This is a genomic window from Actinokineospora sp. NPDC051303, from assembly GCF_055586285.1.
Map to the genome: position 1 here is coordinate 38,642 of NZ_JBVJIN010000035.1, position 25,160 is coordinate 63,801.

Annotated in this window: 20 protein-coding genes and 3 pseudogenes; 18 read left to right on the forward strand and 5 right to left on the reverse strand. The window is 64.8% G+C overall.

The window, feature by feature from the left end; translation table 11 throughout:
• Positions 1–945 precede the first annotated feature (945 nt).
• Complete coding sequence (locus ACZ6SD_RS23805) at positions 946–1,146, reverse strand: hypothetical protein (protein WP_465319186.1); 201 nt, start codon at positions 1,144–1,146, stop codon at positions 946–948.
• Positions 1,147–1,275: 129 nt separating this feature from the next.
• Here ACZ6SD_RS23805 and ACZ6SD_RS23810 point away from each other — a divergent pair, with 129 nt between their 5' ends.
• The 3 genes from ACZ6SD_RS23810 to ACZ6SD_RS23820 all read left to right on the forward strand — a co-directional run bounded on the left by ACZ6SD_RS23810 (position 1,276) and on the right by ACZ6SD_RS23820 (position 3,404).
• Complete coding sequence (locus tag ACZ6SD_RS23810) at positions 1,276–1,473, forward strand: hypothetical protein (RefSeq protein WP_465319187.1); 198 nt, start codon at positions 1,276–1,278, stop codon at positions 1,471–1,473.
• 139 nt (positions 1,474–1,612) lie between these two features.
• Entirely contained in the window at positions 1,613–2,779 is a 1,167-nt protein-coding gene (locus ACZ6SD_RS23815) for a DUF1684 domain-containing protein (protein ID WP_465319188.1), read from the forward strand.
• A gap of 256 nt (positions 2,780–3,035) precedes the next feature.
• Positions 3,036–3,404: an FAD-dependent oxidoreductase gene (locus ACZ6SD_RS23820; RefSeq protein WP_465319189.1), complete on the forward strand. Its 369-nt coding sequence runs from the start codon at positions 3,036–3,038 to the stop codon at positions 3,402–3,404.
• Here the strand turns inward: ACZ6SD_RS23820 and ACZ6SD_RS23825 are convergent.
• A pseudogene (locus ACZ6SD_RS23825) lies at positions 3,399–3,991 on the reverse strand (helix-turn-helix domain-containing protein). The gene ACZ6SD_RS23820 and the pseudogene ACZ6SD_RS23825 overlap by 6 nt on opposite strands.
• An 81-nt stretch (positions 3,992–4,072) precedes the next feature.
• On the opposite strand from ACZ6SD_RS23825, the gene ACZ6SD_RS23830 reads away from it, so the two are divergent.
• The 5 genes from ACZ6SD_RS23830 to ACZ6SD_RS23850 all read left to right on the forward strand — a co-directional run bounded on the left by ACZ6SD_RS23830 (position 4,073) and on the right by ACZ6SD_RS23850 (position 10,035).
• A complete protein-coding gene (locus tag ACZ6SD_RS23830; RefSeq protein WP_465319190.1) occupies positions 4,073–5,026 on the forward strand; it encodes an NAD(P)/FAD-dependent oxidoreductase in 954 nt (317 codons plus the stop codon).
• 234 nt (positions 5,027–5,260) lie between these two features.
• The gene (locus tag ACZ6SD_RS23835; RefSeq protein ID WP_465319191.1) at positions 5,261–7,468 is read left to right on the forward strand and encodes a hypothetical protein; all 2,208 of its coding nucleotides are present in this window, start codon (positions 5,261–5,263) and stop codon (positions 7,466–7,468) included.
• A 32-nt stretch (positions 7,469–7,500) separates the two neighbouring features.
• A complete protein-coding gene (locus ACZ6SD_RS23840) occupies positions 7,501–8,190 on the forward strand; it encodes a hypothetical protein (RefSeq protein ID WP_465319192.1) in 690 nt (229 codons plus the stop codon).
• Between the two features lie 278 nt (positions 8,191–8,468).
• Positions 8,469–8,678: a helix-turn-helix domain-containing protein gene (locus ACZ6SD_RS23845; protein ID WP_465319193.1), complete on the forward strand. Its 210-nt coding sequence runs from the start codon at positions 8,469–8,471 to the stop codon at positions 8,676–8,678.
• 55 nt (positions 8,679–8,733) lie between these two features.
• Entirely contained in the window at positions 8,734–10,035 is a 1,302-nt protein-coding gene (locus ACZ6SD_RS23850; protein ID WP_465319194.1) for a tyrosine-type recombinase/integrase, read from the forward strand.
• Positions 10,036–11,033: 998 nt separating this feature from the next.
• Here ACZ6SD_RS23850 and ACZ6SD_RS23855 read toward each other — a convergent pair.
• Entirely contained in the window at positions 11,034–12,971 is a 1,938-nt protein-coding gene (locus ACZ6SD_RS23855; RefSeq protein WP_465319195.1) for an ATP-binding protein, read from the reverse strand.
• 367 nt (positions 12,972–13,338) lie between these two features.
• Between ACZ6SD_RS23855 and ACZ6SD_RS23860 the strand changes: the two genes are divergently transcribed.
• The 3 genes from ACZ6SD_RS23860 to ACZ6SD_RS23870 all read left to right on the forward strand — a co-directional run bounded on the left by ACZ6SD_RS23860 (position 13,339) and on the right by ACZ6SD_RS23870 (position 15,632).
• Positions 13,339–13,875, forward strand: coding sequence for a hypothetical protein (locus ACZ6SD_RS23860; RefSeq protein WP_465319196.1), 537 nt, complete (start codon positions 13,339–13,341; stop codon positions 13,873–13,875).
• A 15-nt stretch (positions 13,876–13,890) separates the two neighbouring features.
• Positions 13,891–14,130, forward strand: a complete 240-nt coding sequence (locus ACZ6SD_RS23865; protein ID WP_465319197.1) for a hypothetical protein — start codon at positions 13,891–13,893, stop codon at positions 14,128–14,130.
• Between the two features lie 1,340 nt (positions 14,131–15,470).
• Positions 15,471–15,632 carry a hypothetical protein gene (locus tag ACZ6SD_RS23870; protein WP_465319198.1) on the forward strand — a complete coding sequence of 54 codons (162 nt, stop codon included), beginning with the start codon at positions 15,471–15,473 and terminating at the stop codon, positions 15,630–15,632.
• A gap of 371 nt (positions 15,633–16,003) precedes the next feature.
• On the opposite strand, the gene ACZ6SD_RS23875 is transcribed toward ACZ6SD_RS23870, so the two are convergent.
• Positions 16,004–19,546 carry a hypothetical protein gene (locus ACZ6SD_RS23875; RefSeq protein ID WP_465319199.1) on the reverse strand — a complete coding sequence of 1,181 codons (3,543 nt, stop codon included), beginning with the start codon at positions 19,544–19,546 and terminating at the stop codon, positions 16,004–16,006.
• Positions 19,547–19,598: 52 nt separating this feature from the next.
• Here ACZ6SD_RS23875 and ACZ6SD_RS23880 point away from each other — a divergent pair.
• A pseudogene (locus tag ACZ6SD_RS23880) lies at positions 19,599–19,955 on the forward strand (hypothetical protein); the annotation flags it as partial.
• 138 nt (positions 19,956–20,093) lie between these two features.
• Here the strand turns inward: ACZ6SD_RS23880 and ACZ6SD_RS23885 are convergent.
• Positions 20,094–20,528, reverse strand: a complete 435-nt coding sequence (locus tag ACZ6SD_RS23885) for a terpene synthase family protein (protein WP_465319200.1) — start codon at positions 20,526–20,528, stop codon at positions 20,094–20,096.
• 74 nt (positions 20,529–20,602) lie between these two features.
• Between ACZ6SD_RS23885 and ACZ6SD_RS23890 the strand changes: the two genes are divergently transcribed.
• The 6 genes and pseudogenes from ACZ6SD_RS23890 to ACZ6SD_RS23915 form a co-directional block, all read left to right on the forward strand.
• Positions 20,603–20,761: a hypothetical protein gene (locus tag ACZ6SD_RS23890; RefSeq protein ID WP_465319201.1), complete on the forward strand. Its 159-nt coding sequence runs from the start codon at positions 20,603–20,605 to the stop codon at positions 20,759–20,761.
• Between the two features lie 744 nt (positions 20,762–21,505).
• The gene (locus tag ACZ6SD_RS23895) at positions 21,506–22,000 is read left to right on the forward strand and encodes a CRISPR-associated endoribonuclease Cas6 (protein WP_465319202.1); all 495 of its coding nucleotides are present in this window, start codon (positions 21,506–21,508) and stop codon (positions 21,998–22,000) included.
• Positions 21,997–23,418, forward strand: a complete 1,422-nt coding sequence (locus ACZ6SD_RS23900) for a hypothetical protein (RefSeq protein ID WP_465319203.1) — start codon at positions 21,997–21,999, stop codon at positions 23,416–23,418. Before ACZ6SD_RS23895 ends, ACZ6SD_RS23900 begins: the two co-directional genes overlap by 4 nt.
• Positions 23,415–24,440, forward strand: a complete 1,026-nt coding sequence (gene cas7i / locus ACZ6SD_RS23905) for a type I-B CRISPR-associated protein Cas7/Cst2/DevR (protein WP_465319204.1) — start codon at positions 23,415–23,417, stop codon at positions 24,438–24,440. The genes ACZ6SD_RS23900 and cas7i overlap by 4 nt, the downstream gene beginning before the upstream one ends.
• Positions 24,437–25,018, forward strand: coding sequence for a CRISPR-associated protein Cas5 (cas5, locus tag ACZ6SD_RS23910; protein WP_465319205.1), 582 nt, complete (start codon positions 24,437–24,439; stop codon positions 25,016–25,018). Before cas7i ends, cas5 begins: the two co-directional genes overlap by 4 nt.
• Positions 24,976–25,160 (forward strand): annotated as a pseudogene (locus ACZ6SD_RS23915) (PrgI family mobile element protein); the annotation flags it as partial. The gene cas5 and the pseudogene ACZ6SD_RS23915, both read left to right, overlap by 43 nt.

Here is a 25,160-nt window from a genome sequence, read left to right on the forward strand (position 1 = left end):
CGCGGCAATGTAACCCTCCAGTAGATCCAGATGGGACTCGTTGAAAGCCCACAGCGTGTGATGACCGCAGCACTCCGCCTGCAACCACAACGGCACACCGAAATACGGATCGACCGGCCCTCCCCACATCGAGGAACCAGGCGCCCACGCCGCCGAGTAGCTACAGCCCGCACACACCAGACGGCGCGGCCACGACTTGACGTACTGGGATTTCCCGGGCCGCGGCGCGTCCACCGCGCGAGCTTCACAACGTGGGCACACAACGTGAATATCCTGTGCTGTCAAGAAATACAGCCGGATCAACGGGTCTTCAAACCGCCCTTGATCATTTTCCCGTCGCGTGCTCACCTCGCCATCCTCCCAGAAGACGACACCGAGTTCACCCGGATATCACGTCGGCTCCTCGCCGCCAGCACATGGCTCAAGATGAGGCATCACGGTTGCGACGAACCCAACGCAAACCGCCGGTCGCACGGCAGGCCGCGCACGCGCAGAGGAAAGCCATCCCCGAGCGGCTCGGCTTAATGCTCGACGGCGGTTTCCTACCTCAACTGCCTCTACACCCAGGCGACCTGGCACACCGAACCGCGCGCGCCTGGATGGGTGACCCTCACCGAACCACGGGCAAGCTGCGGGAATGCAGAATCCGCGGACAAACTCGGCCGGAGATGTCGCGCATTGAGTGAGCACCTCGACTTCCATCTCGGTGCCGGGCCGTGAGTTCGCTGGTTCGGTGGGGTGACCGGGGTCGGCCACCCCTGCCGAGTTCGCCCGTTTTGCCCGCCGCCAGGTGCTGTCCGCGGGCACCCGGGACACCTTAAGAAGCGGCCGTCGCCGAACTGCTGACTTAGTGGCGCGGTCGGGGAACCGGGTTCGTGGCGCTGCCCGGCCCCCGGCGGAAACAGGTTGGCCCTGGCGGGAGCCCACCAGCCGCCGGTTGGTGGGCTACATCTTCACCGGCGGGCATCCCGCGCATGGCGGGCGTCGCAGGGTGGCGCTGGCGGCGTTGGCGCCGCCGCCGATCATCGCGCCGATGCCGAACGGGACCACCCGGCCGAGCACGATGATTCCCTGCCTGGTGCCGTACCTGGTGACGAAGTTCCTGCCCAGGACGCTGTTGATCTGGCGCAGCGTCGCCGTGGGCACCTTGCCGATGATGGTCTCGGAGCCGGACTAACCGAGCAGGACCCCCATGACGAGCGTCCGCCTGCGTTCGATCTCATCAATCCGCACCCGGTGGACCTCGGCGATCGAGAGCACGAACAGGGTGCTCAGTTGGAGCGAGGAAAGAACTCGCCCGCTGACAGCGCCAGCGCGACCTCGATGCCGACAGCGGGCGTGGCCGCCGCAGCCCCGGTGCCCGCCAAGGCGCTGACGTATGTATCGAACTTCTGGACGTTGGCTCAGCAGGTTGCCCCATGCTTCAACGGCGACGGCAAGCTGGACCAGATGCTTGACCACCGCTACCCATGACCCTGTCGACCGCCGCGGAGCAAAACTCGCCTCGGCAGTGGCTGAGTAACCACTGACTCGGCGGGCCCCTGACGCCGATGCCGTTTGCCAGATTGGCAAGTTAATTTGACGATCGGTCGAGGTTGGTTAGTGTCGAATCATGATCGAAGAACGCGTGGAAGTGGACTATGAGGCGTGGCGGCGCAGCCGCTGGGACGAGATCGCCGGACAGTTGGGGAAGGCCGGGGTGGTCCGGCTCGCGACGATCACCGGGCAGGCCCAGACGGTCGAGGGCGTGCCCGGGCGGTGGGACGCGAGCGGCCCGGCTGGGTTGACGTTCACCGCGGCCGGCGCGGACGGGGTGTCGGTGGACGGTCGTCCGGTGGACGGCACCGTCACGGTGGCCGGGGGTACCAGTCTGCGGTTGTCAGGTGGGCGCACCCTGGCCGTCTCCGGGGGTGGGGGGATGTACGGGTTGGTCGTATGGGATCCCGCCGTCGCCTCACTGGCGAGGTTGCGGGAGATCGCGGTGTATCCGGTGAATCCGGCCTATGTGGTCGATGCGGAGTACCGGAGGACGCCAGGGCGGGAAGTGGAGATCGAGCGACTGACCGATCCGCCCAGCAAGCACGTCCTGCAGGCACCTGCCGATCTGGTGTTCGACCTGGCGGGGCGGCAGCGCTCTCTGACGGTGATCGAAACGTTCCCCGGCAACCTGCTGGTGGTGTTCACCGATTCCACCAGTGGCGCCGAGACTCCGGAGATCGGCAGGTGGCTGGTGTTGCCGCCGGTGGAGGGCGACACCGTCCGAATCGATTTCAACCAGGCCGTGCTTCCCCTGCACGTCTTCTCCCGCGCTTTCCCGTGCCCGCTGGCGCCGGAAGGCAACCACTTGCCCGTGCCCGTGCCCGCGGGTGAGCGCGGACCTGTTTACGGAGAACCGAAAGGAACACGCGAAGCTATGAGCACCGATATCAAAGACACCGCTATCCGCTACCTGCGACGGCTGGAAGCGAGTGACTACGCCGGGATGCGCGCACTGTGCACGGACGCCGCGACCGTCTGGCACAACGACGGCAAGGGGGAGCAGACCATTGACGAGAACCTAGCGATGCTCAAGGACGGCCCTGGAGCGGGAACGTCGCTGCGTTACTACATCACCCGCCAGTTCGCCGAGTCGGACGAGGTGCTCCAGCAGCACATCCTGCGCATCACCAACGCCGACGGGCCGGTCGGCGAGGTGCAGGCGGCGATGTACTTCCGCTTCAAGGACGGACTCATCGACCGCATCGAGGAGTACGCCAACTTCATTCCGGCCGCCAGCTGACGCCGAGGTGGAATGTCAGCGGCCACCCGCTTGCGCAGAATAGACGAGAACGCCGAGATCGTCGTGTTGGAGAAAGGTGAGTACGTTTCGTTCGCCAACCGCGGGCTGCCCTAGTGCATCGGTGAACGGTCGGCGCTGCCGCCGCAGAGTCCGGACGGGCTGAGGGAGAGGTTCGCGCTCGACGTGCGAGTACGCCAGGAAATGCTGGCGATCGACCGAACAGCCCGCACGGTCACGGTGCGAGATCACCGGTCCGGTGTGGACTACCTTCAAGGCTGGGATTACCTCGTCCCCAGCATGGGGGCGGAGGCGGCGGCGCCTTCCGTGCCTGGAACGGGCGCATGTACTGCGGGATGTCGCCGACGCCGATGCCATCGCTCGGGCAGCCGAGCAAGCCCGCACCTTCGCGGTGATCGGCGCCGGGTTCATCGGGCTGGAGATGGCCGAGAACCCTCACACCAAAGACCTGTCGGTCGCACTGGTCGAGCAGGCAGGACAGGTGCTTCCCCCGCTGGATCCGGAGATGGCGCGGCCAGTGGCGGCACACCTGCGTGCCCGCGGTGTCGCGGCTGGCACGACGGTTCTCGACGTCCGGACACCGGGACGGCTCGTGCCGAGGCTATGAGCTATCCGATTTCCTGGGGCGAGCCCGGATATGGGCACGCTCGCCCTGTTTGCCGAACAGGCTGAGGAACTCGACGGACTCGGTGCAGGCGGCGCCGAACCAGTGGGAGTGTGCGTGTCGAACTCGGCCACTTCGCCGGGAGCCAGTACGAGATCGTGCTCACCGAGCACCAACCGCAGGTGTCCGTTGAGGACATACAGCCACTCGTAGCCTTCGTGGGTCTGCGGGGCGGGTTCTTTCGGGCGGGCCGTGGCCGAGAGGACGAACTTGCACGCCTGGATCCCACCGGGGCGCCGGGTGAGGGGCAGGACTGTCATCCCGCCGTGGCACCTGATCGGCCGCAGGTGCAGGCGTGGGTCGCCAGTGGGTGGGGCACGGACCAGCTCGTCGAGCGTGACGCCAGGTGCGTTGGCCAGCGGCGGCAACTGTTCCCGGGTCGGGCGGCGGCTGCCCGACTCCAGCCGGGACAGAGTGCTCACCGAATTGCCGGTGGCCGCGGGCAGCTCGACCAGTGTCGTACCCCAATCTCGGCGCAGCGCGCGTAGCTGGAGTCCCACGGCGGCGAGTGCTTTCTCGAAGTCGACCATAGCGGGTGAGATTGCCATTTCAGCAAGTGAAATTGCATGCGAGGGCGTGGGGTGCGATGGTGGCCGTGGAGGTGGTCCACAGTGACCGAAGAGCTGGAAGACAGCTACGACGTGGTGGTCGTTGGCGGGGGTGCCGCGGGCCTGGGTGCGGCGTTGACGCTGGCCCGGGTGCGGCGGTCGGTGGTGGTGATCGACGGGGGCGCGCCACGTAACGCTCCGGCGACCGGGGTGCATGGGCTGCTGGCGCTGGACGGGCTACCGCCCGCCCAGCTGCTGGCACGGGGCCGCGAGGAGGTGCGCGGCTACGGGGGCGAGGTGGTGTCCGGTGTGGTCGACACCGTGACCCGGCGGGGCGAGGTATTCGTGGCGACGCTCGCCGACGGCAGGGCCGTCCGCGGACGGCGGTTGCTGGCGGCCACGGGGCTGACCGACAAACTGCCGGACATCCCGGGACTGTGGCAGCGATGGGGGCGCGATGTGCTGCACTGCCCGTACTGCCACGGTTGGGAGGTCCGCGACCAGGCGATCGGCGTGCTGGCTACGGGGCCGATGTCCGTGCACCAGGCGCTGCTGTTCCGCCAGCTCAGCGACGATGTCATGTTCTTCGCTCGTGGCAGTGCGCCGACCGGGGAACAGGCGGGCCAACTGGTCGCGCGGGGCATCCACGTGGTGGAAGGCGACGTAGCCGCTCTGGAGGTCGCCGACGACCGCCTGGTCGGTGTCCGGTTGGCCGACGGCACGGTTGTCGAACGCGAGGTGGTCGCCGTCTCGCCGAGGATGGTGGCACGCGCAGGCTTCCTCGCCGACCTTGGGCTGCACCCGACGGCGCATCCCATGGGCGAGTACGTCGAAGTGGACGCTGCCGGGCGGACCAAGATTCCCGGCGTGTGGGCAGCGGGCAACATCACCGACCTGGCCGCCCAGGTCGGCGCCGCCGCTGCGGCCGGGGCGGCCGCGGCCACACAGATCAACGCCGACCTGGTGGCCGAGGACACCCGCCTCGCGGCTGGCGCCCTAGAGAGGATCCAGTACTGAGGAGTACCACTTCGAACTCGACATCACTGCACTCCACCCTGCTCAAGGTCGTTCCGCCGCGCGCTGACCTGGGGAGATTCGTGTCTACCCAGGTCAGCGCGACGCGTTGGAGCGAGCTTAAGCGTGTTACACCTCGTTTCAGCGAGTTCCGATCGCCACGAAATCGCCATTTGATCTTGCGTCCACCCGTGCGCGCGTGGCTGGCGTCGCTAGGCGGGGCATTACGCTGAGTTGATGTTGGGTGAAGTGTGTCCGGGTGCGTTCGAACGTTTGCGTGCTGCTCACGCGGGGCTCTCGGAGTTGGCCGCAGTGTGGTCGGGCGTGTTGGAGGATGGTCTCACCGACATCATGGTGACGTGCGGCCAGAATGGACGTGGTGTCATCTCGGCGTATGCGTCGTGGCCGGACGGAGCGCGAGAATCATTGACGGCGTGCTTCGGGTCGGTGGTCGAGGATTTGTGGGGATGCCTGGACTCGCTGGTGGAGGAGTCGGTCGAGATGTTCTCGGTGCGGCGTCGGCGTCGGGATCCTGGTCGGGAGAGGTTCTTTCCGCTGGCCGATTCGGCGGAGGGTTTGGCGGCGTTGTTGGAGGAGTCGTGTCTAGATGGTGTGTTGGCGACTCAGCATCAGCTTGTTCTGGCGTGTCAGCCGTATCTTGGGGATAGTCCCGACTTACGTATCCGGCACTTGAGGGATGGTCTGCGGCAGTTGCTGGCGTGGACTGACTCACTCGCCCGAGGCGAGTCCGCGGGTGCCTGGCTGACTGTGGTGCGCCCGCAAGTGTTCGTCGATCCACCTGCGGTCGTGGTGTCGGTAGATTCTGAGCCTTCGGGTGTGTTGGACGATGAGCGAATCATCGCTCATTTCGAGGTGTCCGGCTACGGCGAAGACTCGACCCTTTCAGCCAATGCGGACAGCCACGTCGACCTGTGTTTCGCCGATAGGTTCGAGCCGACCGATCAAGCCGACACTTTGCACCGCCGCCTTCGGCGGGTGATGGACGCTGTCGCGCGCATCCTGATTATGTTCGAGTCGTACGCGGCGCAGGTTCCGGGCGCGCGGTCAGTCAGGCCGGGCCCAGGACCCGCGGATGTGTGGGCGCCCGCCGCCGAATCGCCGCGGTTGTGGACCGAGAAAGAGCTGGAGGGTTTGGCCGAGTCCGACTTCGGCGTCGGGGTGGTGACGCACAGCGATCATCTCGTGATGGTGGTCCGAACCGAGCACGGTGTTTTCGAGCGTCGTGTTCCGGCGGCGATCTCGCTTAACCCGCACGTGGCCCGCGGGACTGCCGCCGAGCGGGTGACCCAGGACGCGCCGACGACCTGGGGGCTGCCGGACTTCGTCCTGTCGCCCGCGGTGGAGCGCAAGGGTGCTGGTGTCCGTGAGATCAGCGATGGCCTCGTCGTGGTCGGGGACCGCGGTGTCGTGGTGCAGGTCAAGAGCCGCGACACCGAGCCGGGTGACGCCGCGAAGGAGATGTCGTGGTTGACGAAGAAGATCACGGGTGCGGCCCGCCAGGTCGATGGTTCGGTGCGGAGGCTGTCGACAAAGACGACCAGCATGATCAATGGGCGGGGGTGGACCGTCGTGGTCGAGGGTTCCGGCATCTCCTGGCTCGGCGTGGTCATCATCGACCACCCCTGTCCGCCGGTGGAGTACGAGGTTCCGGCGCTCAACTCACGAACTCCGACGGCGGTACTGCTTAGACGGGACTGGGAGTTCCTGTACAGCCAACTCAAGTCCTCACACGCGGTCATCGGCTATCTGGAACGCGTGGCCGGTGACCCGCCGACAACGCTGGGCAACACGCCGACGCGATACTACGAACTCGCCGCCGCCGACGCCCGAGCCGAAGCCAACCCGATCGACTCAAGCCTGCTCGGTGAGGGCACACCAGTGTCCGTACCTCTGCTTCCCGCGGCACCCGCGGGGAGCGACGACGAGACCGCGCACGGCATGGTGCGGATTATCTGCGAGGACATCGCCAACGCCGACATCGACCCAGCCAATGAAAGCCACGTACTCAACGTGCTCGCCGCCGTCGACGCGATCCCCATCGGCTACCGCACCGACCTCGGCCGGATGTTGCTGGATGCCCTGCGCCACAGTGATCCCGAGCGCACATTGTGGAGGGCACGCGTTTTCCGCCCCGAGCGGCCAAGCGCTCAACTCGGATTCGTCGTCTGCAGCGAGTCCAACGAGTTCACCCGCAACGCCTTCCATTCGTGGTTGCTGCTGCGTCACCACGAACACGGAACGTTCCGCGGTGACCTGGACACGCTCACCAGCATCGGCGTCCTGCTCACACCCCGCACCGATGGCCTCCGCGCTTGGGACACCACCACCCTCTCGATCACCGGCGACCCGGGACTCAGCCAGGACGAACTCGACGCGAGCCGTCAACTGTGGAACTCCTCCTCGACCCACCCGGGCGGTGCCTGAGGACTGTCGGTCCCATCCGTGATGATGGCGTGATGGTGAACTCCGGTGCGATCGGACTCCCCGCCGTCCAGGCGTTGATGGACGAACTTGACGCCGCCTCCAGTCTGCTGTGGCGGTCAGTGGACCTGCTCGCGAGCTACCGATCGGCCGCCCGCGACGCGGACCCTCTGTTGGCGTGCCTGTCCATCGGCGTGGAGAAGACCACGAAGCTGACTCTCGGGATGGCGTCGGTCGAGGACACCGGCCGATGGCCAGACAAGACCACGATGCAAAACACATTGCGCCACCGCGTTGTCCTGCTCGACCAGAAGTGCCGAGACCACATGACACAGCACGCCGACCGATCCTCCGTGTCGCCACTCTTCCGAAGGCTGCTGCACGAGGTCTCCCAAGACCACGTGCTGGCCGCGGTCATGCGGACGCTGGACCGGTACGGCAGCGAAGGCAGGTTCTACAACCTCGACGCGTTGGCAGAGAGTCCTCAAGCAAACGAGTCGCCGCGAGAACTCTGGAACGTCACCGACCTCCTCGTCTGGGAGAGCGATCCGGCTCTCTTGGCCGTCGTGGGCCAACCCGGATCCGACCAGGCCAGGACACGGGTCAACGAGATCATCCAAGCGTCGATCACGCGCTGGTGGGAACTGTACTTCCGCGCGTGGATCACCGGCGTCATCGGCGCCGATGCGCGACAGTGGTCGGCATACCTCGATCCCAAACGATGAACCGATGTGACGGGCCGGTCGCTGATGTGCGGCAGCAGGATCGAAGCGATATGGCTGTAGTTGTGGATCACCTCACCCTTGGTGAACCCACACGGGTACAACGGCTTGTCCAGGTTCGAGATCGTCAACCGGCGGGACTCGACTCGCACGGTCACCTGGCCCGCCGCCTCCACCGGTGTGTCCTCGTAGTCGGACCGAGGTCGCGGACTTCGGTGATGAGGTCCATGGCGTGTTGCGAACCCTCGTAGGGGCGATGAGGACTTGCCGCTCGGTCACCAGTGTCCGCGGAGGAACTTCGCACTGCGGACCAGTTGGGCGATCTGTTCCGGTTGTCTCCTCGAACTCTCCGGGATCTCGCCGCGGCCGGACTCATTCCCCATCACCGGATCGGCAAACATTACAGGTTCAGTCGCGATGACATCGCGGAGATTCTTCACATGACGAAGCAAACGTCGAGATCCCGGCGTTCAGGATCTCGCGCGGCGTGAACGAGACCTCAACCGTTCCGCCACAAAACCGCATCAAGAAGGAGAGTGAAAGACGATGGCGCACGCAGAACCGGCCAATGGAGGCTGGCGGGCTCGGTACAAACGGCCCGATGGGACGTGGGGCAGCAAGTCAGGGTTCACCTCGCCGAAGGCCGCGAAGGAGTGGGGTGACGACCAGGAGGCGCTGATCCGGCGGAACCTGTGGATAGATCCCAGGGACGCCGAGACGCTGTTCGGCGACTTCGCCGAGGAGTACCTCGCGGTGATCCGCACCCGACTCGGCGAGGGCACGGCGGCGAAGTATCGGGCGCATCTGGACAACCAGTTGCTGCCGCAGTGGTCCGCGTGGCCGTTGATCGGAATCTTCAACGGCTACGTCGAGATCGAGAAGTGGGTGTCGGAGTTGCACGAGGACTATGCCGAGTCCACCGTGGCGTCGATCTTCGCGACGTTCTCGACCTTCCTCAAGGCAGCCGTGAAGGCGCGGATCATCCCGGCCAGCCCTTGCAGCGGTGTCCGGGTCACCTCCGGTGAGTACGCGCCCGAGCGACTGGTGGCCTCACCGGTGCAGGCACTGCGGGCGGCGATGCGGTTGTACGAAGGCGGACTCGGCCTGAGTGGGTTCACCCTGTGCCTGGCCGACCTCTACACCGGAGCCCGGTGGAGCGAACTGGCCGGGCAGCAGCGACACGAGTACGACGAGTCGAAGAAGGCGATCTGCATCCAGGCGCCGCTGAAAGAGGTGGGCGGGATCCTCAAGAAGTACGGCACCCCGCTGACCGAGATAGAGGAAGCGCCGACGCGGCCCGCAGGACGCCGCCGAGGGACCGCGGCACGGAAAGGACGGACCAAGACACCCGCGGGGACTCGCTGGGTGCAGTTGCCGCCGAGCATCGCGGTGTTCTACGAGATGCTGATGAACAGCCACCGCCACGCGTTCATTTTCACCAGCCCGGAAGGACGACCGTGGCGCCGCGCGAACTTCCGCCAGCGGTTCTGGCGGACCGCGTGGGACGGGGTGAGTCCGGACACTCCCGAGGCCGAGGATCACCTCCCGGCGATCCTTCCCTGGTTCACCTTCCACGAAGGCCGCCACACCCACGCCACCTGGCTCACCGAGGACGGCATCCCCGAAGTCGCCCCGCAGAGCACGGCTCGGCTACAAGATGAAGGGCATCGCCCGGGTCTACGACCATGTGACCGACGTCATGCGCAAGCAGATCCTCGACGCACTGGAGGCCCGATGGGCGAACAGCCTGCTCGCCCTGACGGCTACCGAACGTGCCCGGCTGACCGAGTGGTTCCCGCACCTGGAACCGGTGACCATGAGGCTCATGATCGAGAAGGGGGACGGTAAGAATGACGCCGTCCCCAGTTTGACCCCATTCGATCACTGAAGCCCTGCCCCTCACGAGGAGGGACAGGGCTTCTGACCAGCACAAACTGGCTGGTGGGCGATACTGGGATTGAACCAGTGACCCCTACCGTGTCAAGGTTGATCCATACGCGGTGGACGTGCGGCGATGGAAACAAATACTGGTCAGCGAGCCTCGTTCTTCCTCGTTGAGACGGATTTAGACGCGTTCTGGCGGGTTCTGATCTCCCCAAGATCTCCCACGCGATCTTGGATTGAGGAGCTTACTTACTGCAAGCATTTTTGGAAGGGATGACTCTAAGTTGTCGTTGTCCGCCAGCGGCTATGCGCAGGTTCGAATCCCCGGGCCGAGTCGTTCAGCAATCACACCAGACGCTATGATTCGCGACCTGCTGATTCGCGCTGTTGTCCCGTTGGTGATGGAGCGACGGGCGAAGCGGGGTGCCAAGTAAAGCGGGGAGTCTGTTCGCGGGTTGCGGGTGAGATCTCACCGCGCGGTGAGGCAGAGGGCAAGCCGACGGCCCACGAGGTCATGTTGGAGTACTTCCAGCGCGAGCAGGCTCGCGGGCGGACCCGACCGGGCGCCGAGTTGGACCAGATCGCGGCACGAACAACTACGGCCGCACGGTGCTGCGACAGTGGCGCAACGACAGCTGCATCCCACCGTCGCCATCTCGCGAAGGAGATGGTGTTTGACCTGCTGTTGCCGGTTCATCTTGGAACACTGCGACGAATTCGGTGTCACTCAACGGTCCCATGTCCTCGGGCGTGTGTCTCCGGGTACTACGAGTGGCGCTGTAGCCCGCTCGGGTCAAGCTGGCGGAAAGGAGTACCAGCCGATCTCCGGGATCACGACGATTCGCGTCGTTCATTGCTGCTGGAACACTGATCTGGAAACCTTCTCAACGGTGCAGCCTGTTTACGGCGCCCACTTGTGCGGGGATGAAGATCAGGGGTTCAGGCGGGGCTGGCGAATTAAATCAAGGGTTCTCACGTCTTTGTAGGTGTGTGAATATCTCTTTCGCTTCTCGTGATGCGGCTTCGGCTTCTTGGTGTCGGTTGGCAGCGCGCAGTGGATGGGTCATTCGTTCGAGGGTGTTGGCGACGTGGCGGAGGTAGCCGTGGGCGCGGCGGAGGGTGAGGGCTCGCTGGTATTGGTCGATTGATTCTTCGTGGTGGTTGGCGTGGTATTCGATGTAGCCGAGGGTCTCTCTGGTCGATGCTTCGCCTTCGGGGTTGGGGTGTAGGGCGAGGGCGGTTTCGCAGAGGGAGCGGGCCTGGTCGAGGTGGCCGACTCGGGCGGTGAACCACGCGGCGGTGTTGAGGGCGTGGACGTGGCCAGTGGGGTCGTCGAGTTGTTGGTGCAGGCGTAGGTTTTCCCGGGCGTGGTGCAGAGCGGTGGTGTCCTCGCCTTGTCGTCCCCAGGTCCAGGCGAGGGCCCGGTGGGTGCGGGCGAGTTGGTGCGAGTCGCCGATGTGTTCGGCCAGTTCGGCGGCTTGCAGCAGGTGTATCAGGGCTTTGTCGTCTTGGTGGGCGCGGGCGAGTGCGTCGCCGAGGCGTCGGTGGGCGGTGACGAGGTCCGGGCCGTGGGTGGCCGCCCGTAGTGCGCGCTGCCAGGTGCGGATGTCGGCGTCGGTGTGGTCGCGTCGGTGGTGGTAGGTGGTCAGGGTCCGTGCCAGGTGCCAGACGATGTCGCCCCACCCGTGTTCGGCCGCGGCGTCGATGGCGGCGAGCAGACATTGGTGTTCCCCGTCGAACCAGGCCAGTGCCGCGGCCACGTCGGCGGGGGCTGTGGGCCCGCAACATTGGGAGAGTAGGGGCAGGGTCGCGGGTGGGCCTGTTGGGTGCAGACTCCGGTCGGCGGCGTGGGCGGTGTGCAGATAGTGGTCGATCACGCGGCGGGTGGCATCGGTGTCGTGGATGCGGACGTGCGAGCGGATCAGGTCGTGGATGCGGTAGCGCCCGGTGGGGTCTCGTTCCACCAGGGACACCTGTTCCAGGGCACGCAGTTCGGAGACCGTCCCGGTGAGGCTGAGCGCGGCGTCCAAGCCGATGTCCGGGCCGGGTGCGGCGGCGAGGAGGCCGAGGACGCGCACCTGGGTCTCGGTCAGTGCTCGCAGTGACCAGGACAGGACGGCGGGAAGACTGGTTGTGGGGTCCTCGTCGTCGAATTGGGCGAATTCGTCGACGATCCGGGCCAGTGGCATGTCGGGGTTCAGGTGGGCGCGACCGGCCACGATGGCCAGGGCGAGGGGCAGTCCGCCGCAGCGGTCCATGATCCGCCGCACGGCCACCGGGGCCGCGCCGACCCGGTCGGGCCCGAGTCGGGCGACGAGCAGTCGTTGGGATTCGCCGTCGTTGAGCGTGCCGAGTCGTAGGTGTCGGGCGTTGTGGAGGTTGACCAGCGCGGTGAGTTGACGGCGGCTGGTCACCAGGACAGTGCTGGTGGATCCCCCGGGCAGCAACGGTTCCACCTGCGCGGCGTTGGTGGCGTTGTCGAGGACCACCAGCAGTCGCTTGTCCGCGGTCAGACTTCGGTAGAGCGCGGCCTGGGCGTGCGGGTCGGCAGGCGGCGTGTCCGCGCCGAGCGCGTGGAGGAACCCGTGCACCGCGACCGCGGGGGACATCGGCGGGTCGGGGGAAAAGCCGCGCAAGTCGACGAACAGTTGGCCGTCGGGGAATCGGTGCCGGTTGGAGTGGGCCCAGTGCAACGCCAACCAGGTCTTGCCGATGCCACCGGGCCCGGCCAGCGCGTAAATCCCCTCAGCGTTGCCCAACGTGCCCAACTCTTCTGCCCGTCCGACAAAGCACGCTGGCGGCGCGGGCAACTCCCGTGGCGGTGGTCGTTCGCCCGCGACGACGACCGCACCGATCTGCACGACGGTCCCCGCCACATGGCCGGTGACAGTGTTGCTCACCCTGATCTCCTTGGGCATACCACCCAGAATGCACCAGCGAGCCGAGGAAACGGGTCTGTTTGCCTGTCACATCTTACCGAGCGATGCTCGTGGGGTGCGTGTGCCCTGACCTGCGGAACACGCCTCTGATTGGTCCCGTGGGTACGGTTGACCATCGTTGGGAGCCGTTGGGATGCGCCTGAGCTAATCCAACTGCTACATTTTGCTCCCCATAAGAGCTGCTCCCAGGTAGCTGATCGAGCGCGACAGTTGCCGTCCGCTCATGCCGATGTCGCATGCAGCTATCCGAGCGGTAGAGAACCGTGCCTCCAGGCTCACCCCCGTACGTTTCTGTCACGAGTCGGCAGACGGCCGGGATGATCGGTGCGTGGCATGGACCAACGAGGTATCCGGCTGGGTCGATGGTTCCGTGGTCCAAGTCGGGGTGCTGGTAGGAGACGTCCGCGTGAGCGCGGCGCGGTCGGTTCGGTCCGCCTACTTGTCGCAGGTGCAAGCACTCGCACCGGACAGGATCGAGGGCAGAAACTACGAGTTGGCAGTCCTGACCGCGTTCTGTTCCTCGGAGTCGACCGCGCAGGACTACGCGCAGGACTATTTGTGGTGGCAGGCGGAGGCATGGTCGGGCAAGTCCGCATTGTTGCCGTGGTTCGTCCTGCATCCACCGACGAACATCCGTGTGGTGTCGTTCTTCATCACCTCCCGGGTGTCCGGCCAGAACGATCGGCACGGCTTCGTGGACAATGTTCTGGACCAGCTCCACGACTTTGCCGAGCGCCCTCCTCACACCGATCTCACCGACGCCACCCGGGAGCCCTACCTGCAGACGGCGCCGCCAGGCTGGCGAGTGCTCAGCATCTTCGGGGAACGCCGTGACGTGGTGCCGATCGGAGCCTGGCTTTTGTAGGAGCGGCACCAGTACTTGAGCCAAGACAACACGGAAGTCTTCGTCACGCCGCGGTCCGATCTCCAAGCCAAGGTCGGTCCTGAGACCCGCGTGATACCGGGAATCTGCGTTGACGGCTGGGACTGGCAGGTTGATGCGATCGACCTTGAGGGCGGCTCCGAGATCTGGAGGGTCCTCGGGCCGGGCGAGCCAAATCCCTCCGACGACGAGTGGGCAGCCGAGATCGCGCGGCGTCAGGGCGATGGTTCGAGGTAGCCGATCAGCGGCACGGCTGCACACGGTGCGGCAAGGGACGCCTCAACCAGCGCGGCTGTCATACTGGTGGCGTGGCCGACACCGCGATCACCCTCCCGCTCGACGAGCTGGAGCGTGCGGCCCATCTGCTGTCCTGGCCGACTCCAAGACCGGACGCTGCGATCCTGGTACAGGAGCCCTACTTCCGTAGCATGGCTCCAATAGGAAGTGGCAAATCGCTTCTTTTCGCGCGAATCGTCAGGGAGCTAAGCCGTCAACGCTTTGCCTCGATCATCATGGCGGGCGACTACAACCTTCTTCATCTGGCGCATGATGCCAGCAAGCAATACCCGGCTTGGACAGCGCTTGCAGAGCGAGTCACATCTTGGCCCAACGGCCACTCGCAGGTTCCGCCCGCTTTCCTTCGTGCGCAACCGGCTACTCGGGCCGTTGACAATGGCGAGCTTCGACACTGGCTCTCGGCCGTGTCCGGCCAAACACAGGTGGAGCATCAGTTCGGCACAGTACCAACCGCTCCCCGCATTTCGATCTTCGTTAGGCGGACTTCCATTATCGGCGCTTGGTCGCCACCGCGAACGATCCGAGAGTTCGTTCTCAGCTACCTGATGCGCCTTAAGGACCTCCTGCTTGCGGCCGGTCTTGACATTCGGCTCCGACTGCTTTTTCGTGCAGTCCAGGTTCGAGTCTGGGCGAACGCCCGAAAGGCCTGTTCGCCCGGTAAACTGATCACTTCCGCGTGCCACCCTACGCGGGGTCCTAACTACGCAGATGACCTCAGTTCTGGTTATCCGCGGTAGCCACGCACTCGCGCAACTCGCTTGTCGGCTCCGCACGACGTGTAGGAGCCATCATGGAGACGGAAGTACTCAAGGCCTTGTTGGTACCGGGTACGTTCGGTGCCTCGCTCGCTGGGATCTTGGTCATACTCCTCAAGTTCGGGCCGCTTGCGCTGCGCACCGTATTGAGGGAGTACACCCGACGTACCCTCGTCCGCCGGGCACTCGACGGGAAGACTGAGAAAGAACGACAGCGAGCCCGCGACCTCTTGCTCCGCCTCGAAACGGATCAACTTGGCGAGGCACAACCATCTGGCGACAATGATGATAGATCGTCGCCTCAGATTGGACCGCCAGACAGCGGGCCATAGTGCTCGGCCGTGTCTGCAGTCTGCCCTGCGAATCCAGTGGCGCGCTCGCGCCACACCAGCGCCTACCGCAGGCAGTTCGCGAACCCTTGACAGGGCTACATGCAGACGGTCCCGCGCGTGACCAGCAATTTTCGAGCGGCATGCTGGTGTGCGAGGGCAGCTTCCAGGTTGACGTCCCCGGCGGTGACGCCTAATGGCCACCGACGAGCACTGCTCTGCACCACAGTCACCGACGAAGCCGACGGCCATCATCCGGGCCATCACCGTAATCATGGGCACGGTCGTGAGCCTCACGTTCATGTTCGGCTTCGGTAACCTGCTCACCCTCGCCCTTCGACTCGGTGTACCTGTATAGGTCGCGTCGCTAATCGCACCCGCAGTCGACCTGTAGATCCTCGGGCTCCTTCTGGCCACGCGGCACTTGGCGCTCACCGGCGCACCCCGGGACGTGCTGCGACCGGCTCGCCGAGATCAGACCTGCCGCATCGCCGCTTGCGAGCCCGCCGGGTTGGGTTGCCGGTTCACGACCTGGAGCCTGGCCACAGTGGTCGACTACCTCGCCGAACGCGCATGGATCAGGCGGACACCGAGATCGGCTTCGCCGTCTTTGGCATCTTTGGCGTACCAGGACAGTGTGTTGCGGACGTGGTCGTCGCGTGCGCCGGGAGCGGCCCCCAAACAGGAGTGGCAACAGCGCTCGGCATTGGGGCGACCCTGGCCACATGCTCACGGTGCGACGTCGAGCTTCGCCAGTTCTTCCCTGAGCGCGGTCACGACCTCCGGAGAATCAATGAGCAAAGGGATGATCAGTTCCACGTGTCCGCGTCGCATCGCCTCTATGAGAAATGAATGCCGTTGTGACGAGGCGCAACGCTTCGCCATTGTCGTCAAGACCTGAACGCAACAGTAGGAATCTTCGATCCGTTTCGCGATTCTCATTGCTCGATCGGACAGTCCAAGCTCTTGGACGGCTTCGGCCAGAAGTGCGAGTACGCGTCCTTGACCCACCGGGCCATTGGCGAGATATGATGTTGTCTCGCACCTGCGGAGGTAGTGGGAGGCCCGATCGTGGTCACCCGATTTTGCCGAGGTACGCATGAGCGTGACCATGGCCTCACCTTGGACAAACGGGTCGCAAATAAGATCAGCAAGGCTTTCTCCATGGTTCAGATCGCCGACGGAACTCTCAAGATGGACGCCGCAAAGCAGGACATAGTCCCGGTCGATGCGTTCCTCTGTAGTTTCAACGAGGCCGTACACCTCATTGAACAACTTCTCTCTATTATCTCCACCGCTCGAGTTGATTATTCGATCAGCAAAATGTTTCAAGGTATCCGCTCGGACTTGCATGGGGCGAATTAGTCGACTCGTTCGCAGCGCTTCATCGAAGTCGACCGGTTCAACATGTCTCGCGAGGTTTGCAACCGCCTTTGGTGGAACGCTATATCTAACGTCAGGGCCGAGACAGTCGCGTTGAACGGCAGCGAGAAATTCCCGCGCAAAGCGATCCGCATCTCCCGTATGCAACGATTCACGAAAGACGGTCGAGCAGACATTGACCCTCGACCAGGGTGTCATACTTTTCGTCAGCGTGTCGAACATCGTGCGGCACCGCCGCGCGGCAAGTTGGGAAGCGAGGCCCTCGAGATCCTCAAGATCACGGCCGTGGCGGACAGCCAGCGGAACAAGCTTATCCAATATGACAGCGGCATTTTCTTTCTTACCTTCATCCAGATTGCGAAGCAAGGTTTGCGCTAGTTCTTTCACCTGATTACGCTTGTAGGTATAGGAATGCACCCCTAATGCCGTCTCCCAATAATCCAGAAATCCGGAATCAGACGTGAAGTCATCGACGTCTATCTCATCAGTGACGGGCACCCCATCCCGGTAAGTAATGGCTTGACGCAAGGCTTTCACGACGTTTGACGCACGGGCAGGGGTACCCACTGTGGCCAGATGGATTTCTTCGACCAATTCAGTGGCTCGATCTACAGGACCGACCCGGCAGGCGACTCGAGCTGCAGCTACCAGCGCATCCATTCGTATTTCCTGTCGAACAGACGTCGCCAGAGTGCGCGCCATCTCGAACGAATCGACTTCAGCGACCAACTCGACCAGCGTGTCGTCGGGGGCAACTTCCAATATGAGGTTCGCTACTATGCCGCGCATCCATGCAAGGATTCCAGGATGGCTCGAGTCGTCCAGTACGGCAGCTAACTCAAGGAGGATTTCGACTACGAAGCGGGCGTGACTGGCTTCCTGTAGCAACACGGCCAGTTGCTCGACTAACACCTCCGCGTGATGCGGCTTAGCAAGGGATTGGGCGATCTTGATGCCACCTACCAAGACACGGGCGCGCGCCTCCGGCGTCAGATCCTGATCCGCGTTGTTGAAGGTTCTCAGAAGACTGTTTTCGGCGCGATCATTGAGTCCCGCACCCAGCAGTACCCTCGCCAACGCGAGGCCGGCCAGTGCGCGCGGATACGAGCGGAGGATCTGAGCACGCAGGGCCTCGGCGGCATCCGGGTCCTGCTGCGCCGTGAGGAGCGCTTCGGCGGCATTTCGGCCGTCGTCGTCCGGTAGGTCCTCAGCAAGCCGTCGCGCGAGAACGCGGTCGCCTGTCACCACTGCTCTTTCCACCACGCCAAGCACCACTGGCACCCGGCAGGCGTCGAGGCGGATCATCGACGCGATCTTCGCCGCCCGAGGTAGGGCCCCGGCTCTAACGGTCAGATCCACCAGTGACGAAAGCACGCGCGCCTGATCGTATGGGCTGACCGACCAAGCGCACAAGGAGATCATCTGATCGACGGCCGTCCTGGTCGGTTGGACGGCTATCATGCCGAGAAGAGCCTCCGCTCGGGCTAGCGGATCGTCAAAGTGCGACAACAGGCTGTTCGCACGTTCGGTTTCGCCTAACGCTGCCCACAATCCCGGCAACCCAGGGGGAACATCACGGACGCGTTCGACCAAGTGGTCGGCATGGAAGCTGAGTCGAGCCATGGTGACGATATCGGCTCGGCCCGCCGCGACCATCTCCTTGGCTTGGTGGGTCTGACCGATAGCGACTGCTATCGCTCCTGTCCGGCGCATCCACTCGTGGCGACGGTGGTCGGTGGCCAAGCCGACGAATCGGTCCAGGTCACCCGTTTGTTGAAGCAGCCGGGGGTAGCCTTCGAGAAGATAGTCAGGTGTGCCGTCGTGCCATCCGGCGAGTTGATATGCATCTGCCCACTGGTGCAAGCGTGCGACGTAGGAGGACAAGCCTACGGGACCGATGAAGTCCTCGGCGTTCGTCTGCAGTTTCTCGTGACCGAGTACGTATGCGGCCTCTTTCGCTCCCGGTCGGACGGACCTGGGGATGAAGGTCCGGCCAGCGACGCTTCCGAGCAGCCTCGCAGTGGTGCGCTTGGTCCAGCCTGTCAGCTCGGCGAGGTCTGACACCGTCAGACCACTGCGGGCGGCGGTCAGGAGTCCGAGGAGGTCTCGCTCCTGGTGTGTCCCACCGAGCAGTCTGTCGAGTTCACGCTGCATATCCCCACGTACAACATCTGCCCAGTGCGAGGGGTTCAGTTGGAGGTGGTCTTCGCGGTGCACGTTGAGTGGGTGGTGGTCAGGTACGTCTGGGGGATGTTCCGGATTGGGGCGAGTCGACACAACCAGCCGCAAGCCCTCCGGGGGCTCGGAGGGAAGGAGCGCCGCGATGCTGTGCGCCCCGGGGTCAGTTGTGACGCTGCGGTCCTCGTCGAGGCCATCCACCACCAACACAGCTCGTGTGCCGTTGTCAGCACACCGCTGCGCGGCGTCCCGCAGCAGCCCACGAAAGTGGGCCTCCTGCGTGTGCACAGACAGTGACTGCGGCAGAGGCCGTCCGAGAAACGCCGCGAACTGTTCGAGCAGCACATGGATGAATGCCTCGCGGTTGTCGTGTCCGGCGAACCGCGCGGTCACGAAGAACGAGAAGATCGTGACGTCACGTGGCGGATGCAAGACAAACCAGGCCAACAGAGCTGTCTTGCCAGCCCAGGCGGGCGCACGCCACACGAGGTAGGGCGACCGGCCAGGACTCTTGCAGTGCTCTTCGAGAAGAGCCAGTTCTGCCTCACGGTCACGCAGTCGACCTCGTGGAGCAATCTCTATCACCTGCTCGAGATAGCGCGAGCCAGCGATACTCCCGGCGTTGATGTGGACTCCGCCGTGCACGATCGATGCCTGGACTATGGAAGCGTTCGCGGTGCCCAACACGACCTGGTTCTCCGTCGAAGTCACGGTCCACTCACACCGATGCCGCAATTAGGATGAAGTCAGTCTCGGCCATGGACTGATTCTGCCAAATCTGGCGCTCCGGCTCGGCGTGCCCGCCTGGGTCGCACCGCTCGTGGCTCCTGCGGTTGATCTTTCAATCGTCGGCCTGCTGCTCGGCACGCGGCATCTGGCGCTTACCGGTGCTTCGCCGGAGGCGCTGCAGCCTGCTCGTCGGTTGCTGATCTTCGCAAGCGTGGTCACGCTCGTGCTGAACGTGGCAGAACCTCTGATCGCGGGCGAGTTTGGTAAGGCGGCGTTCGACGCTGTAGGGCCGCTCCTCCTGATCTGCTGGTCAGAGGTCGGCCCCGGCCTCTTGCAAGCAATTGGCGCCACGAGTCGTGTGCCAGTCGCACGCGAAGTCGGCCGGCCTGAGCCGGCTGCTCATGCGGGCTCGACATGGGTCGAGCTTTGGAGCGGTTCCGGAATCCGGCAAGAAACGAGCCGCGCTGGCGTGTAACCGCTGGTCAGTGATTGGGTTTGCTTGATCCGGCAGGGGCAGGTGGGCGTCAGGTCAGCGCCTCGTGTTGTCGTGCTGGAGTTGTGGGGGTACTGGGTGGGTGTGGGTGAGGGTGATGAGCAGGTTAGGATGTTCGGCTTCGGTGAAGTGGTACAGGACGCTGTATCGGGTGGTGCTGAGTTGCCAGTCGAGTCCGCCTTGGACCCAGTCCTGGAGCACTCGGACGTAATGGTCGGCGTTGGCGCGTTCCTGGTCGGTCAGTTCTAGCTCGACGTAGCGGGCGGGGAGTTCGGCTATCACTCGAGCCATGTCCGCCATGGTCTCGTCGAACATTCGTGCGAGCTCGTCCGCGGCCTGTTGCAGAGTGCCGCCGCGTTGGTAGAGCAGGGCGAGCACGGTGTTGTTAAGGATGCCGTTGATGAGGTCGGGTTCCAGGGCGATGATGTCGTTGGGGAAGTTGACGCCGTCGTTGGCCAGGTCCTCAAGCAAACGAGTCGCCGCGAGAACTCTGGAACGTCACCGACCTCCTCGTCTGGGAGAGCGATCCGGCTCTCTTGGCCGTCGTGGGCCAACCCGGATCCGACCAGGCCAGGACACGGGTCAACGAGATCATCCAAGCGTCGATCACGCGCTGGTGGGAACTGTACTTCCGCGCGTGGATCACCGGCGTCATCGGCGCCGATGCGCGACAGTGGTCGGCATACCTCGATCCCAAGCGATGAACCGATGTGACAAGCCGGTCGCTTGTGCGACAACAGGATCAGAGCGATACGGCTGTAGTAATGGATCACCTCGCCCTTGGTGAACCCACACGGCTACAACGGCTTGTCCAGGTTCGAGATCGTCAACCGGCGGGACTCGACTCGCACGGTCACCCGGCCCGCCGCCTCCACCGGTGTCCTCGTGGTCGACCGAGGTCGCGGACTTCGGTGATGAGGTCCATGGCGTGTTGCGAACCCTCGTAGGGGCGATGAGGACCTGTCGGAGGCTCGGGAGCGGGCTGAGTGTGGGTGCTCAGACTACCTTTCCCCGTGGTGCGGCCTGCCTCTCTCGGTCGATGTCGGAAATCCGCTGTGCTTCTTTGCGTCGTCGTCCGATGGGTACTGCTCTCTCATGAAGTCGCGAGATTGTCGGTGGGGGCCGTTATGGTCCTGTTCGCTCGGCGGGGGTGCGCGTGCCGCAGGTATTAGTCGTTGTTGGGCTGCTGGTCGTTGGATGGAGGGTGATGTGGTGTGAGGTTGCGGTTGGCTGTGTCGACGGCGGCGTCGGAGTTGCCGTGGGAGCGGGTGTTGGCACCTGGGCGGCCGGTGTTCTATACGGCGGTGACGCGGGGTGCGCCGGAGTTGGCGGCGCGGTTGCACGAGGGCGGGATGGGTGTTCACCGGATGGCGCCGTGGGGGCATTGCGCTCCGGTGTTCCCGTCTGCCCGTCGTCGGCCGGGGCGGTATGCGGCGGGTGGGCCGGGAGTGCTGGAGTTCGGCAGTCCGGTGCCTGAGGTGGTGGAGGCGTTGGCGCGGGGGTTGGCGGGGCAGTCGGTTCTGGATTGGGGCGGTGTCGCGTTTCAACTGCGGGGGGTTTCGGTAGTGGAGCAGCCGGATTTCTCATCTGGCCGTGCGGTGTTTCGGACGGTGACGCCGGTGGTGATGAAGGGGTCCGGGCGTGACGAGTCGGGCGTGCGAACGACGCGTCAGGATTGTGTGTTGCCGGGTGAGCCGCAGTGGGCGGGCTACTTTCAGGGGAACTTGCGGCGGAAGGCCGAGACGTTGGGGCTGGACCCGGGGGTGGGGTTGGAGTCCGTGCGGTGGATCGGGCCCAAGCGCTCTTTCTCGGTGGGCAAGGGGGTGAAGACCGGTGCGGCTGTGGAGGTCGAGTTGTCGGGGCCGCCGGAGACGTTGCGGGCGTTGTGGAGTTGGGGTTTGGGGCAGGCGAACTCGGCGGGCTTCGGTTGGGTGGCGGCGTGACCGACGCTGACTTGGCTGTGCAGTCGCGGTTGGTGTTGACGGCGCATCCGTTGCAGCGGGTGGGGGCGTTCGCGTTGGCGGCGTTGGGCTCTTCTGGCACACCGGTGATGCCGGAGGATCTGGACGCGGTGGCGTTCGAGGCCGCGGTGAAGGTGGTGACCGAGGACGCGGTCCGCGCGGCCAGGAAGGACAGCAAGGCCCCGGACGGGTTCTGGTTGAAGATGAGCTATTCGTTCTTCCCGAACTCGCCGATGAACCACCCGGGGAACGGGAAGCGGACTGACGACGCTGTGGCCTCCGCGGTCAGGGCGTGGCGTGGTCTGCCGGACCGAGACTCGTGGCCTGGTGTCGGTTGCGTGTTGTGTGGGCGTGCGGCTGTCGGGTTCTACGGCAAGTTGGATGTGGCGTTGGCGCAGAGCGAGTCGTATCGGAACACGACCGCGCGAGGTCATGCCGGTATGGCTCTGTGTTATCCGTGTCTGGCGTGCTTCCATGCGCTCCCGTACGGAAGTCGCTTGACCGGTGGGGCTTCCATCGCGGTACATAGTTGGGACGACCGGTTCATGAGTGCCGCGGTCGCGCGCCAGGCGGATCGCAACAGGCGGGTGGCCAGCGCGGGTGTGCGGGACGAGGACGTGCCCGGCGGTCGAGAGGCGACGGCGCTGTTCGCGTTGCGGTATTACGAGCATCGCGTGACCGCCGGTGTCGATGTTCTGGTGTTCAATAACAACAATCGAGGTCAGTCGCTCGACATCCACAGCGTGGAGCAAACGCTGGCGGAGTGGCTGCGCCAGCCGCAACTCCGGGTCGGTTTCGTCGAACTGCTGCGTGCACACGTCACCAAGAACGCCGGTGGTGTCACTGAATTGGCGCGTAACGTGTTCCGGGAACCCGGGCGGATTGTAGCCGCGGCGCTGCGGTTCATGGCGGTTCCTCCTCGTGACGACCAGGCCGCCGAGAGCAGGTCCCGACTGGCCGAGATCCTGTATTCCTTCGTTGTCGAGGTGATGCTGATGAACGAGAAAGACCTGTCCGAGATCAGGGCCTGCGCGCGGCGTGTCGCCGAACTGCTCTTCGCTGAGGAGTCCGGTGGAAAACTGCGTGGGATGAATACGTGGCTGTCGGACCCGACAAGGCTGCGTGGTCTTCTGACGAGAATGAGTGTCCAGTGGACGATCAAACGCCCTGACGAGGCCAAGGAGCCGTTGGTCGGCGAGCGGGCTTTCGTGTTGTTGTTCGACCCTGGGTCGGACAACGCGGGGTGGTTCCACCGGAACGTGTTGTTGATCGCTGTCTTGGAAGAGTTGGTGCGTCTGGGATGGCGGTCCAAGGACAAGAAGGAGACGGCTGGTGATTTGCCGGATCTCCGTGTTGAAGACGTGCGGTATGTCGATGGCGAGGCGGAGGTCGAGCAGTGAGTTTCCTGGTGGGCAAGATCGTTCTTGATGTGGTCGCGGGTGCCCCGAACAACGGCGAGGGTGACGACAACCGTGGTCGGGTCAAGCAGTTGCGGGTCGGCAGGGACATCTACCCCTACGTGTCCGCGCAGGCGTTTCGCCGGTGGTTGCGTGACTCGTTGCCCCGGGAGGAGGCGCGGTCGACGGTGACAAGGACCGGCAGCGGGACCAAGCAGCAGGCGTACACCGCGGGGCGCCCGGATCTGTATCTCGATGACGACGTGTTCGGGTACATGGTCGCGGTCAAGAAGGAGAACTTCCAGCGGGACACCGTGCTGGCGACCGGCACCTTCGTCTCGCTCGTGGCGCAGCGGCCGACCATGGATTTCGGCACGATGAGCCGCGGTTTCCCCGCGGGCGAGCATCCGGTCATCCACCAGCACGAGCTCTACAGCGCGACCTTGGCCGGGGATGTGCTGCTCGACCTGCCCCGGGTGGGTGTGTTCGAGACCGACGGGAACGGGCTTCGAGTGCCCATCAGCGCCGCGGTCGCCAAAGAGGCCAAGGCTTCCGGTGCGCAGGACACCGTGCTGCGCGGTGTCGCAGGCGTCCGACTGTCCCTTGAGGAACGACGCCGTCGGGTCGCGACGTTGCTGCGGACGTTGGCGGCGGTGCGTGGCGGGGCGAAGCAGTCGATGCACTACGGGGACAGGACGCCGAGCCTGATCGTGCTGGCTCCGCTCAAGGGCGGTGTCAACCCGTTCACCCGGGTCATGGGCGCACGCGATGGCACCGCGGTGTTCCGGTCGGAGGTGTTGCGCGAGGAGTTGGATGCCTGGCGCGACGAGGTCGACGGCCCTGTCCTGCTGGGCTGGGCCCCGGGGTTCCTCGATGACCAACTCGAACGCGCCCGCCAGGCGCTTTCCGATCTGGTGGACGAGGGTCGGGTGTTGATCGACCACCCGCGCGTGTTGCTGCACAAGTTGGCGGGGCAGGTGGAAAGCGGTGAGCGGGACCGGTGGTTCACGGACGCCGACGCATGACCGTCGCAGACCGGGCGGCATTGGAGGTGACGATCACCGCGCCCGTCGTCTCGTTCCGCAACCCCTTGTACGCGGGTGTGCAGGTGGGACTGCCCTGCCCGCCTCCGTCGACGGTCGGTGGGCTGCTCGCGGCCGCTGCGGGCGGTTGGCACCATGTCGAAGCCGATACGCGGTTCGCCATGGCATTCCACGCCGAGGGCTCCGGGGTGGATCTGGAGACTTATCACCCGTTGGACGCCTCCGGCGCCAAGAAGAGCCCGGCCCCCAGCAACCGGGAGTTCCTCGCCCATGTCACGTTGACGATCTGGCTGCTTGCCGACCTTGAGCGATGGTATCGGCGTTTCCGCAGGCCGGTGTGGCCTTTGCGGTTGGGCCGCAGCCAGGACCTCGTGGGCGTCAGGCTGTCCATGGTGACCTTGTCGCCTGAGCCCGGAGCCCAGCGGCACGCCCTCGTTGCCGATGGCCAAGGGGCGACCGGGACATTGCTGCGGTTGCCCACCTCGGTCACCCTGTGGCGCGACCGCACGCGATGGGATACACGCTCACCCGCGAGGCCGTCCCGCTGGTGGTGTTCCTGATCGTCGCCGTCCCGATCGGGGTGACCGCGGCGTTCCTCGCGCTGGGGCAGCGCGACGGCATCACCCTCGACCGGTTGGTGCTGGCGGCGCTGCGGCAGCGGATGAGCCCACGGCACCGGGTGGCCGCGCCGGAGGGCATCCG